At 56.8% G+C, this 12,646-nt stretch carries 10 protein-coding genes; 4 read left to right on the top strand and 6 right to left on the bottom strand.

Going from position 1 to position 12,646, the window contains the following annotated elements; genetic code table 11:
• The first annotated feature begins 1,198 nt into the window (after window positions 1-1,198).
• On the top strand, window positions 1,199-2,671 hold the full coding sequence (locus tag IGW03_RS35995) for a hypothetical protein (protein WP_194727198.1): 1,473 nt from the start codon (window positions 1,199-1,201) through the stop codon (window positions 2,669-2,671).
• A 398-nt stretch (window positions 2,672-3,069) separates the two neighbouring features.
• Here the strand turns inward: IGW03_RS35995 and IGW03_RS35990 are convergent, their stop codons facing one another.
• Window positions 3,070-3,273, bottom strand: coding sequence for a hypothetical protein (locus tag IGW03_RS35990; protein ID WP_194727197.1), 204 nt, complete (start codon window positions 3,271-3,273; stop codon window positions 3,070-3,072).
• A 79-nt stretch (window positions 3,274-3,352) separates the two neighbouring features.
• Window positions 3,353-3,493: a hypothetical protein gene (locus tag IGW03_RS35985; RefSeq protein ID WP_194727196.1), complete on the bottom strand. Its 141-nt coding sequence runs from the start codon at window positions 3,491-3,493 to the stop codon at window positions 3,353-3,355.
• Between the two features lie 444 nt (window positions 3,494-3,937).
• On the opposite strand from IGW03_RS35985, the gene IGW03_RS35980 reads away from it, so the two are divergent.
• The 3 genes from IGW03_RS35980 to IGW03_RS35970 all read left to right on the top strand — a co-directional run bounded on the left by IGW03_RS35980 (window position 3,938) and on the right by IGW03_RS35970 (window position 8,210).
• Window positions 3,938-6,253: a GspE/PulE family protein gene (locus tag IGW03_RS35980; RefSeq protein ID WP_194727195.1), complete on the top strand. Its 2,316-nt coding sequence runs from the start codon at window positions 3,938-3,940 to the stop codon at window positions 6,251-6,253.
• Window positions 6,254-6,893: 640 nt separating this feature from the next.
• Window positions 6,894-7,913: a hypothetical protein gene (locus tag IGW03_RS35975; RefSeq protein ID WP_194727194.1), complete on the top strand. Its 1,020-nt coding sequence runs from the start codon at window positions 6,894-6,896 to the stop codon at window positions 7,911-7,913.
• Between the two features lie 108 nt (window positions 7,914-8,021).
• Entirely contained in the window at window positions 8,022-8,210 is a 189-nt protein-coding gene (locus tag IGW03_RS35970) for a hypothetical protein (protein ID WP_194727193.1), read from the top strand.
• A gap of 430 nt (window positions 8,211-8,640) precedes the next feature.
• On the opposite strand, the gene IGW03_RS35965 is transcribed toward IGW03_RS35970, so the two are convergent.
• The 4 genes from IGW03_RS35965 to IGW03_RS39185 all read right to left on the bottom strand — a co-directional run bounded on the left by IGW03_RS35965 (window position 8,641) and on the right by IGW03_RS39185 (window position 12,343).
• A complete protein-coding gene (locus tag IGW03_RS35965) occupies window positions 8,641-9,849 on the bottom strand; it encodes an RNA-guided endonuclease InsQ/TnpB family protein (RefSeq protein WP_194727192.1) in 1,209 nt (402 codons plus the stop codon).
• Window positions 9,850-10,513: 664 nt separating this feature from the next.
• Window positions 10,514-11,215 carry a hypothetical protein gene (locus IGW03_RS35960; RefSeq protein ID WP_194727191.1) on the bottom strand — a complete coding sequence of 234 codons (702 nt, stop codon included), beginning with the start codon at window positions 11,213-11,215 and terminating at the stop codon, window positions 10,514-10,516.
• A gap of 59 nt (window positions 11,216-11,274) precedes the next feature.
• The gene (locus tag IGW03_RS35955; RefSeq protein ID WP_194727190.1) at window positions 11,275-11,610 is read right to left on the bottom strand and encodes a flagellar protein FliT; all 336 of its coding nucleotides are present in this window, start codon (window positions 11,608-11,610) and stop codon (window positions 11,275-11,277) included.
• 322 nt (window positions 11,611-11,932) lie between these two features.
• A complete protein-coding gene (locus IGW03_RS39185; protein WP_194727199.1) occupies window positions 11,933-12,343 on the bottom strand; it encodes a zinc ribbon domain-containing protein in 411 nt (136 codons plus the stop codon).
• Window positions 12,344-12,646: the final 303 nt, after the last annotated feature.

The following is a 12,646-nucleotide window of genomic DNA, read 5'->3' as shown; positions in this document are numbered from 1 at the left end:
TCCAACAAGGGACGAACTTGGTCAAACTGTTCACGACTGATATCGCTTGGATAATACTTTCTGCTCATTTCGGTCCAACGTCACCACAAACCCGCTTTGGACAGAAAAATATCGATCACGTTCTTAGATGGAGTCGTTCATACGATCAAAGTGGCGTTGTCACTTCTTCCCTCTGCTGATCATGTCAGGCATCGGCCAATGCTGATGAACATCTACAGGTGGCTCGGGCTGGCGTTATGCCGGGCTTGCTGCAGCAAGCCACTCTCCCTGCCGACCCGCTCCTGCAATCGGAAAGCATACGCGGCCTCCTTGCCAGCGTGATTGTGCCATGGCAGGGTAGTTCGCTCTGGCGACAACCCTGGCTTGCTCCGCATACCCCATGTCGGCAGAGGACGACTATGCAGTTGCTCATCGCCCCTCTTACCCGGCGCTAGGGCTTTGCCTCGGCGTGTCCACCCAGGTAGCTGTCATCGCTAGACTTTTCTGCGTCGCATACTCCATCCAAAGTCGCTCGCCTTACGCACATGCTGACCGTTGCATTTCCCGAGTTCTCCACGGTCTTCGCATGGATTCACCATCAGGCGAGTCGTCCACTCCGTTCGTGCTATCAGCCATAATCGAAGTATCGGGCTCGACAGCCTCCAGTTTTGCAACCTTGGTGTTTTTGGCCACCGTTGTCCGTCTGTACGGCGTTCACCATTGCCGTCCTTGATCGGCAAGGCATGTGGGCCCGGTTGGCCCTGTTCGAAAGAGCCCGCTTGTTCGCAGCTACCAGGAAGCGGGAGCAGGCATTATGAATTTAATTTCCACGGGACGCCCACCCGATCCGTGCCAACGATCTCTTGGAAGTTGTCTCACCGGTCTCGAATAACAAGTGCCGCAGATACGCAATCTTGAATACCTGCCAAGCCAATTGTGGTGTCAGCGGCATACACGGTATCAGCGAGGATCGCGAACCGCAGGTCTTTGCTAGTGCTCTGCATCCCTATGCCGGCCGGTGAAGACATTACAGACGCACTTCCCATCAAAAATATCACATCTTCATTCCGGCGATGCAGTAATTGTTTTGCCAATTTTTCAACTCTCAATCGCGTCGGAAAATAATGCAGTCGCGCGGTGGCCGTTTGCTACCCTACGTCGAAATTCATTCAGTGCACCTTGCACAAACGCTGTCAGGTCAACAGGAGAATGCAGACGTATGACAAACATGCTCAAGAAATCGCCGCCCTCGGAGAGCGGTCGCGACAGGGCTTCGCACCCGGCGTGGGCGCACCATGGTGCCGAGCCTTGCAGTGACGATACGGGTCAGGGAGGCTCGGCGATCAAGATCAGCATGGACGAGTTGTTCATGCTTCAGGGTTGTCCTCATAACGCGATCGTGTTCTATCTTCAGCTGCGCACAAAGATGGATTTCAGAACCGGCAAGGTCGGCGTTGGAAAATACGGTGTGTCCTGGGGACGCATGGCAGCACTGTTGCGGGTGCAGTCACATCCTGGCATCCGGCAAATCAGCATGACCAACGACGTCGTCCGCGGGTGTGCCGAGCGACTAGAGCAACGGGGCCTGCTGCGCAGCGAAACACAGGGGCGGCGCCTGGGATTCATGCTGCCGATGGCGCTCACCGACCGCGAGACGCAACACGGTGTTACCCGGGAAGCCTTTCGAATCAGCGCTGTTGAAATCGACCGCCTGACGGGCGTGCCGCACGGCGTCATCGTGCTGTATCTGCATTTGCGCGCATTGATGCGCTTGCAGGATGGCAGCGTTGGAATTCATGAAAAAGTGTCATGGAACTACCTGCGTGACTTACTTCGGGTCGAGGCCGTCCGAGGTCGACGTGCCAAAGCATTCAGTGTCGATCAGGTCAGGAGAATGGCGCAGCGGCTCAGGAAGCTCCAGTTGATCGATCTGCGCAGTGAAGGCAGGCAGCTGATTTTCATGCTGCCGCTCGCGCATGCGCATTTTCACGACTCGCAAAAAGCCGCCAGTACTCCGACAGGAAAGGCCGCCAAAACCCCGCGTGCCAAAAAGCCAGATGCCGTCTCGGAAACCGATCGCTATATCGAAGAACAGCGCCAGGCAGAATCGAAAAAGTCGACCAAGTTTCCGGCGTCCGGCTTTATTGTTAACACGTCTCTCTCTCCGGCGACTACCGCCATTAACGGGGATTCGCACCCGGTGACCCCGGAAGAGACAACCTCGCTTAAATTTGCCGACTGGATCAATGCGACGGACCGCCGGACGTTGATTGCCCTGATGTCTGATCTGTCGACGGCGCAGCAACAGGTCGTCATCGATAAGTTTCAAGGCGATATGGGCTCCGGAATCAAATCGGTCAGCGGCTTCTTCCAGTCGGTGCTGAGAAATTTTCGCGCAGGCACACAGGATCTGCTGTCAAGTCGACCGCCAGTATCAAGCGGGCAAGGACGTCAGGCAGCGGATCCCCCTTCGCAGCAGGCCATGGAACGTGCACGCGAGACTGCGCTACTACTGCAGCAACACCATCAATCCGCCGAGGATCAGCTAGCGGCAAACCTCGCGTTAGCTGGCCGGCGGCTGAGCCTCCAGGAAGCGTTGAAAATACCATGGTCAGAGGTCGATCCCGAATTCGCCAAAAAGCGTGCCACAGCATGCGAAAAGCACGGCCGAAAAGTCGGAACAAAGCCATGACTGCTTGTGGCGTTTATTCGCCGGCACAAACGGCAAGCCGGCAGATTGCGGCTGTGGGAGGCTCACAGGCAGAAAGGGCGGGAAATCTCCCCACGGCTAAAGCTGGAGGACCCTGGCCCCAGATGTCGGCGGTTTTTCGGGCGCACACGGTTTCGCGACCGCCTCCCGACCTCCCCTTGAACACGCGTCCTTTGCCATGCGACCCGCTCCGGCATCGACAATCCCGCTGCAGCGGCAAGCAGGCTTGCCACGTTCGCAGGTGGTCCACGCCTCTATTTCGCACGGCCTGGTCACCATTGCACAACCGGGCAGGCCTCATCGGATCGACTTGGAGGGAGCCTGTCCGGATCCACCACAGCCGCCAGGAAGACCGGGACCATGGCGCGCTATACCAGCCCTCAACCATGACCCAGGGTATGGCAGCGCTGCTTCAACCGCTTGTTGACATAGCATATGGTGACCTGGTCAATTTGCGACAGGCTGGGAGGCCGGTTAACCAGATCGATCAATTCGCCGCCGGCGCTGTCAGCCTTGCGACGCCACTGTTCCATCAGCATGCGCAGCGCACGGACTTTCAACGACCGTCCATCTTTCTTCTGCAAGGAGCGGTAGCTCCATGTTGTCACCTTGCTTGTCGCGCCATGGGCAAGGATGTGATTGTTCCATTGGCCAGGCGAGCACTCACGCGCCGCCGCCGGTTTCAGTCAGCTCTGGCACAACCGGTCGATAGCGCTTCGAATGCATCCCAATGCGAGCGCCGCGGCGCCAGATGCCGTCCTCCTGATAGCACTCGGGATGGGTGGCGCGCCGTGCTCGGTCCATTGCCCATTGCAACAACCGGCCGCGCTTGCAGGGTGGAACCACTTCTGGCCCGACGGCACCAGCGCTGCGGCCGTTGTACCTACCACGGCAACGGCTGATGGCCCTCCGTCCAGGCCGATGAGGCGCATCGCCCCCCCGTCCCCTCCGCTCTGTGCACTTGCGTTGCTCGGTGCGGATGAATCTATTGGAGGAATAAGATCCATGGTCGGCGCCATCGATCATGGCCTACCATTGCGCCAGCGCCCTGTTTGCTTTGACATTGTGACAAGGATACGGCAAAGTTGCATATTGGAATGCCCCGCCCCCGCATTCGTCCCTCTAACGATTGCTATTTCTATCACCGCCGTGCATATCACCCATCCAATCAAATTCGCTTGGCCTGTCCCTCCCTTTTGCGATGTCGTCGAAAAGACCGAGAGTAGCGGTAGTCTCGGACTGCCTTGTGTGATTGAAAAACTGACGGGACAACGCGTGTCGGCCATGCTGATCACGCTCGACCTGGCAAGTGCGGCCATCGAAGTGACCGGCTTGCAGGGGGCTGAGCACACGAGAATTGACTTCACGGCCTTGCGCAGCCTGCGCCTGCCGCATGCTGTCGAGTTGCGGCGGGTCGGGTTGCAGGACAAGGTCGACGGCATGGCGTTCTCTGACGCCCAGACGGTGGTCCAGCGTGAGAAATGCGTGGTCGAGCTTACTGGCGGACAACAGGTGGCAACTGACGTGATGGGGTACATTCCCCATGCGGTGGGCTTGTTTTTGTACATGGTCCACTATGGCAACCACGCACTCAGGGTGTTTTACCCCGCGCATGCGGTTTCCCATTACCAGGTCGGCGAGAAGATTGGGCAACTGCTGGTGCAACAGCAGATTGTGTCGGCCGATTCGGTTGCGCAAGGGCTCAAGCAACAGCAAGCGCTGCGAACCCAGAGGCTGGGGGATTACCTTCAGCAAAACGATATCATCACGCACGAGCAGGTCGAGGCCGCCCTCGACAAGCAGCGGCGCATGCCCCAGATCCGCCTGGGGGACGCCCTGGTGCAGGAAGGCGTCATCTCGGAAAAACAACTCAAGGATGCGTTGACCATGCAGTCGCACGACCGCAAGCAGCAGCTGGGCAGCATCCTGATGGGGATGGGGGTCATCACGAAAGAGGTGCTTAACCGGGTGTTGGCGCAAAAACTGGGGATTCCGTTCGTGTACCTTGATCGGTTTCGCTTCGACCCGGAAGTCTTGAAGGCCGTCCCGGCCGCGCTGGCCAAGCGGTATCAGGTCATTCCTCTATGTCGCAGCGAATCACGTCTTGCGATTGCCACCGACAATCCGCTCGCCGCGGAACCGCTGCAGGAGCTCGGATTTGTCACGCGCATGCGAGTCGAACCGGTGATGGCTTCAACGGCCGATTTGAAAGCTGCCATTGCCCGTTATTATGGTGCTGACGGTGAGCTGGAAAACCTGACGGCGCTGGTGCAGGAACTCAATGGCGGCACGTCCGCAGCTAAACCCACGGCAGCCGACACGTCCGAAGTCGTGACCGAATCGGACAATACGTTGGTGCGCCTGGTCAACAAGGTCATTCTCGATGCGTACAAGACGGGAGCCTCTGATATCCATATCGAGGCCGGCAAGGGAAATAAGCCGACCCGGATTCGTTTCCGCAAGGATGGCGTCATGGTGCCCTATTCCGAGGTGCCATCCGGATATCGCAGTGCACTGATTTCGCGCCTGAAGATCATGGCGGTGCTGGATATCTCGGAAAAACGCCATCCCCAGGATGGCAAGATCAATTTTGCCACGTACAGTACCGTTCCCATCGAATTGCGGGTGGCGACAATTCCTACCCAGGATGGACTCGAAGATGTCGTCATGCGCATCCTGGCGCAACCACTGGCATTGCCCCCCGATCAACTCGACATCGCTCCCGTGACATTGGACCGGCTGAAGGCGTTGGCGGTCAAGCCTTATGGCTTGCTCCTTGTGTGCGGACCGACTGGATCCGGAAAAACCACGACGCTGCATTCGCTGCTCAGTTATATCAACACACCCGAGCGGAAAATCTGGACGGTCGAGGATCCGGTCGAGATTTCGCAGGAAGGCTTGCGGCAAGTGCAGGTACAAAACAAAATTGGGTGGACGTTTCCGGCGGTATTGCGGACATTCCTGCGCGCTGATCCCGATGTGATCATGGTCGGCGAAACACGGGACACCGAGACTGCCAAGACCATCATTGAAGCGTCGCTGACCGGCCACCTGGTGCTCTCCACTTTGCATACCAACAGTGCGGTGGAGAGCATCCTGCGCTTGCTCGATCTTGGGATGGACCCCTTCAATTTTTCTGATGCGCTGCTGGGCATTCTCGGCCAGCGCCTGGCACGGCGCCTGTGCCGGGTCTGTCGCATCCCGTATTTGGCCATGGACGACGAGCTGGACATGATGGCGGCCATGTATGCGGCCGAAACGAATGCGGACGCGCAAGAAGTCAAACGTTCGTGGCAACGCTCCTATGCAAACACCGACGATCAGATTCGGTTGTATCGGGCATGCGGCTGCCCGCAATGCTCGCAAACTGGCTACAAGGGGCGGATCGGCGTGTTCGAGCTCTTGATCAATTCTCCGGCGATCAAACGGAAAATTTATCTGAAGTCGAGTATTCCGGAATTGCTTGCCGTGGCTGTTGCCGAGGGATTCAAGACGATCCGCCAGGACGGCATTGAAAAGGTCCTCAATGGAGAGACGGATCTCAAGCAGGTACAGCAAGTGTGACATCCTTCTCCGCGTGAACGTGGAGGCTTCCAGAAAGACCACTAGGACTTGATCGAGGATCTCGGCGCAGATCGGCAACGCTTGGCCGATCTGCTGGCTTTGCGATGCTGACCGGTTTTGCCTTCTGCGGTAGATTCCCCACCCGCAGTTTGTCTCGATTTTCCGGTTGCTTGAGGTGCGCGCTTCACTGGGGACTCTACGGACGTCGATTTCCGGCCAGGGCGAGTTTCGCCGCGCAAGACTTTGTTCCCTCCATGTGTGTTGAGCAACGCCAAGGCGCGCCCAAGGATCTGCTGCCCGCAAGCCCTTTCCAGTGATTTATTCACCATGCCGAAAGCCTGGTGCTCAACAATAGTCGACGCGATCCAGTCTCGGTCACCCTTGATGCCGCAGGCCGGGTAGGAATGCCAGCGATTTTTCAGCGTCTTCGGTACAGGTTCCCCGCACAGGCAAGTCTGGCTATTTCCTCCGATGCCGGGGCGCACAGTCGCCGTCGAGATATAACGCGGTCGGAGCCGACTGCGTAGCGCATGCTTTTGTGCGGCGATTGTTGAGTATCATCGAAATCTGACCCCTCGTAGAGACGCAAAAGGTCTCTACAGGCCTCAATGCCGTCTGGACCGAACAGGCAAGAATGCGGGTGACGCCTGCACTGGAGAATGGGGTACGGATCTATTTTCGCCGCCTGGCCGGGAATTTGCGCCATGTCGACAGTGAAATTGCTCCAAACGATGCTCCGGTTAAGGCTGCGGATACCTTGGTAGGGCCGCCAGCCTCGCCGCGACACGACTGCCATGTACCGTTCGCTATCCAGGATGACATCACCAACGCAGAACTGGCTCTCCTTAAATCAATTGCGGAGTCTGGCAGCGCAATCAAGTTGTTCCGACGTGTCGTGATCACACACGACTGTTCGGACCTGACGCCAAATCAGGTCAGGGCCCTACGCCACATTCATGCCAGCGTGCTGGCGAAGTCTACGGTGCCGGACTTCGGCGCCAAAAGTGCGTTCACCTTGCAACTGCACCTGGACTACCGAATGCTGCCGACGGATAAACGTAAGGGGCTCCCAGATGCCGCGTCCGACGCGCAACATTTACGTTCCGGAGTCGCTGACGTCCTGCGTGATGACGCCAACCGAAAATACACCCGATTCCTGGACATTGCCGGCGTGCAGCCACGCGACCCGCGCATTCGCATTCGCGATTCGCTTACGCTGAAGATTGCGAAGCGCATCGAGCGCTGCGATCCGAACTGGGCCTCCTTGATTGTCGAGCTGACCAGTACCGACCACTCTGTATTGCAGATTGGCGCCAGGCTGGTCTGCGGCAAGCCGCCTGCCAAACCTGACCTGTCAGCGGTCAGGGCGTTTGTCGGTCGCGATTTCGGTTACACCAACACGACAGCCTTGTCTGTTGCCTGGGTCGATGAACCTGTCGACCTGACAGGCTATGCTGCGATCGACGATGGCAAGGAAGCGGCAAGGAACTTCTTTGAAACTCATCGAGCACCCGAACATGTTCGTATTGTTGAGCGCGTCCTGTTTCGCGCTCAAAACTTTTTGAGCGCGATCGAACGTCATCGCGAAGCCATCGACCAGTACAGGTCAAAGATCGACCTTGCCTACAAAGAGCTGTTCCCACTGTCCCTTCGGATCTGAAAACAGGCCGGGCTAGCTCATGATGGGATGATCGGAGCGGATATGAAGCGTGGGACGCATGGTGAGATGGTGCGGGCCTTCTTTTGTCTGCCAGGGCGCATCCATGACATGAAACTGGCTAGGCGCCGCCTGTACAGGAAAATCGCGTCGATCAAGAAGAACTGGTTTGGCATGCTGTCCACGGCGGAAGCCAGACTGGCGGAGAAGTACACCGCCGTGGTGGTGCGCGAAGATCTGGACGTGGCGGCGGAAAAGGACAGTCGAGGGTACAAGGGCGCACCTTCAATAAAATGCTGAACAATGGCTCAACAGGACTATATAGGCGCATGGCGTCGCAGAAACTGCACTGGTATGGTATTCCGGAGCAGGCGATCCCGAGTTGGTACACCTCGCGTGCTTGCACCAGACATGCGGTTGTTGTCGATCGCAGCCATCGTCGCGGAGAGGCTATCTTCCTGCCATGCTGCAAACGGCCTGCTCATGCCGACTTGCACGCTGGCGATACAATTGCCTTGTTTCCGCTTTTGCGGCCGTTCGAATTACCGCGTAAAGGGGATGTGATAACCAAGCCTGAGGAGTTGCGCCTTGGAAAGCACCGGCCTTCAGGCCAGTGAGCACGTCACGATGGCGCTGGAAAAGTCACTTGAGCCAATGGCAGCGACAGGCTCAGCACAATTGCTTATTTGGCATCCTCGCCATCGGGAACGACGGCGATTCCTACGGCGGATTAGGCGACCAGCGCGTCATCCGCTTCGGTGGGTTCTTGCTTCATCGAGCGGCCTAACGGCGTTGGCTCTCCACAAGCTAACCGGGCGTGTCCCGCCCTTAACAAATTAATAGCGCCGACCACGTCGGCATGTTCAACATACCCGCATTCGACACACGCAAACCTGACTTGCGATGGGTCCTCACAATTCGCTACCCGGCTGCAGCCAGGACAGGCCCGACTGGCGGGGTCCGGGACAACCGGCACGAGATATCCGCCGCGCCAAGCCGATTTGTACTCGATCTGGCGACGAAACTCGAACCATCCCTGATCCAGGATGGAATGGTTGAATCGGGCTTTCTGCGTACCCGTTTTGCCGGGCCGGGCATGGGGTCCCTTCACTGGTGTCGACACAGTGTTGACCCGTACATCTTCGATGACCATCATGGCGTGGTTTTGGCTGATCTGGCTCGAAGTTTTGTGCAGAAAGTCGCGTCGTGTATTGCCAATGTCGGCATTGATGCGTTGGACTTTGACCTTGGCCTTTTTCCAGTTATTGCTGAACTTGACCCTGCGGCGCATCGCCCGTTGATAGCGGGCAAGGCGCTGTTCGTGCTTCTTGAAACTGTCAAGCGGTTCAATGACGCGGCCGTCAGAGAGGGCGGCGAAATGGGTATTCCCCATCACGATGCCGACAGCAGAGCCCTGCGGGACTGACGGTTCGCATTCGCGCTCCGTCTGGATGGACACGAACCACTTGCCGCAAGAAGAGCTAACCGTGACATTCTTGGCCTCGCCGAGGACGTCGCGGCTCTTGCGGTACCCAATCCAGCCGAGTTTCGGAAGGAACAGACGGCTGTTTCCCTGGTCAAGCTTGAAGCCCTGCGGATAGCGAAAGCTGTCGAAACGGCCTTTCTTCTTGAAGCGCGGGAAGTCCGCGCGGTTCTCGAAGAAATTCTTGTACGCGCGCTCCAGATTTTTCAGTGCCTGTTGCAATGCTTGGCTAGGCGTCTCAGTTAGCCATAGCATCTCAGGCTTCGCCTTCCACTCGGTAAGCGACTTACACATCGCAACGTAGCCGAGATGCTTCTCACCGGCTTCCCTGCGCTCCAACTGCAACGCCAGTGCCTTGTTAAACACGAACCGGCACGACCCGGCAAAGCGGCGCATGATGCGCTGCTGTTCGCCATCAGGCTTGAGTTCGAATTTGAAGGCTTGGTGGCGTTTCATCGCGCATAGTATAGTTTGGTCTTTGGACGAGAACAACGGCATTTGGCAGGAACCGCAATGTGTTGGATAACATGCCCGTTCATTTGGGCGTTGTGGCGAAGGATTGGCTAACTCTGCCATTGAGCCTCGGCGACTGTGCCCCTCGGATAAGGGAGTTGCAGACCCGGCATGCAGTGCCTTGTCGAAGGCTTCCCTGCACAATTGGTCGCCATAGCTATGTCAATAGGATTGCGGTCTACCAAGAACAGCCGCAGTACTTTCTCCATCGCCTGCCCGTCGTAATGTAACACTTAGGCAAAGCCATCAGACTTGCGCTTATGATTGTGACCCCGGGGGAGGAAACGCAGTAGGCTAGTCCGCAATCCGCGTTCAATCATTCCCATGGCTTTGGAAATCGCTGCACTCTTTGTGCTGGAATATGACCAGAAAGCCATTTGGCGGGATGCGGTCGCCATGGCTATTAGCGCACCCTCGAACAGCGTGACGCTCAACGGACCAGGACTGCGGGGAAAGTGTCAACCTCAAGACCGACGACAGCATACGCGCCAGCGGCAACATCGCGGATCCGAACGCAGTTTTTCTTTTTACAATCGTGTGAACGATACAAGGGACATTCCGACCAGTCGAGAGGTCCTAGCGGTGATGTTGTCCTTATCGATACACGCTATTTGGAACTGAACGGGTTTGTTCCCCGAAACCGCAGATTGGATTGACGAACCGTGTTCCTGATCATCTTTGCCTCTTGTTTGCGACCCGTCTGGCGCAGTGCACTGGCGATGCGACCGGCGACTGTCGTACGATTGGCGTCCAATAATGGCTCCAACAAATCGTCGACATTGGTAATTAACGACAGTGCTTTTTTATACGCAGCTTGATGTTCGAGCACCCACGCGGGCGGAACCCGAATAATCGATTGCGCCAGGCTCATTACCTGGATGCCGTTACGGGTCGGAAGATAATGTCCATTCCCGGAGAATGTGGTGCGCATCGTGTGCAGCTGGCACCCAAACAGCAATTCTCGTGAGGTATTCGTCGCCAGAGGCGCGTGGACTGTCAAATGCTCGGGCACGTCGAGTTCACCAATATGACGCAGCAATGAACATTCTTGAGACAGATGCCATTCGCCGGCAAAGAACTGGTTACAATAAAAGCTGACGAAATGTTCATACACATGGTGCCAGTCCTCTTCCGTGAACTCGCGGTAATGGTCGAGATGAATCACATACCAGCCCTTGATCACCTCGATCAAATAATTGTGCTGAACCAGACGCTGCCTGGCATACTTGTTTAACTGCGCCGTATGCATACAGCGCACGCCTTGCTGATGCAGCGCTTTGATCGTCGCGATATCTGCCTCGATTGCCATGGGCTTTGCGCGGGGAGGCGTGCCATGACTACGTGGCTTCTGCTCCATACCGGTCATCCCTACTCCGGCCGTGCGCTGCCATACAGATTGGCGATTTTTTTCTCTGTACCGGTGCCATTGACAATGGTCGCCAACACCGCCAGCCTGGCGGTCGACAGTCGTCTGATCTCCTGGTCGTCAATGAGCATCGTCCGAATGAGCGTCCCTTTTCTTTCCAGCTCTTCTTTGGTCATCACAGGCTCGGGACCGCTTGTCTGCAGAGTTGCAGTGATGTTGGCGACCAGTTGTTCAAACTCGAGCAACGTCTCCCATTGCTGCGACTGCGCCGCACTGAGCATGTTACGCATTGCGACAGACATCGCCTCATATAATGACAGGACTTCGTTTGCATTCATGGTGAAATCGGTTCTGCTTATTTACTACAAACATTGGGCGCAAACAGTGAATGAAACAATTATTGGAGGCTGAGGACGTTCCCATTACCGCGACAAGGCCAAATTGATATCACATTAACTGTTTACGCCCTCGGTCACGAATAGGGACTAAAGCTCGAATCGGAATAATGCCACGCCGATCAGCAAGGCATTTCACTGAATAACACCGTAAATGCAGGTCATTCGCTCGAATACGACGGTCGAATGGGCTGTCACTTCTACCCTTCGTTGAATTTTCCGGCGACCTGACCACGCCAAAGACGTTAGGTGACACCCTGATCCGCTAAAGCGAAGGAGCCTCTGACGGCGTGCAATGGAGGTGGCCTGCTTCTTTCGCGGCGCCGACGATTCCGGTGGTTGAGTCCATTCTTCCATGCAGCGACATGACGCGATCACCTGCGCCGCGGCCCAAGTCCGGGCAATGACTACGCACGGGCATGCGCATCGCGCTGGTGTTGGGCCGTCGTACATGACCGTTTTCGGTGCGGGGAACGTCGGTTTCTCTCCAAAAGGCGATGTCATGCAGCTTTACCGAGCCCACCAGGCCGCGATGGCCAGCGACCCTGCATGCCTTGCAGCGCCAGTTGCTGCTCTTGGGCTTATGTGGATGTCCGCATAATAGACACCGCGAGCTCGTCCCCCGCTCCGATCCGGTGAAGCTCGATATGCCTGCCTGGTTTGCCTTGTGGGTCAGATCGCAGAGATCACGCCCCTACTCCCACTGACTCCTACGTTGGGTTCGAACAAGGAACGCATACATTTTCCGGCGCTGGCCAAGGTCAGCGCAAAGGATCAGCTTTGAACTAGCGCCTAGAGCATTTTCACGTTGACTTGCCATAGCCGGCATGACGGATATATCGCTCACACTCATCCGGAGCGAAGGCGTCCATTAATTCTCCAATGACCGACCAGAGCTCATCAATGGTGCGTTTGGCTGCCGCTCGCAGCGATGTTTTTATCTTGGCGAACACCTGTTCAATGGGATTGAAGTCTGGAC

The organism is Noviherbaspirillum malthae (genome assembly GCF_015352985.1).
Classification (GTDB): Bacteria; Pseudomonadota; Gammaproteobacteria; order Burkholderiales; family Burkholderiaceae_D; genus Noviherbaspirillum; species Noviherbaspirillum malthae.
This window is presented reverse-complemented; position numbering and strand designations above follow the sequence as displayed.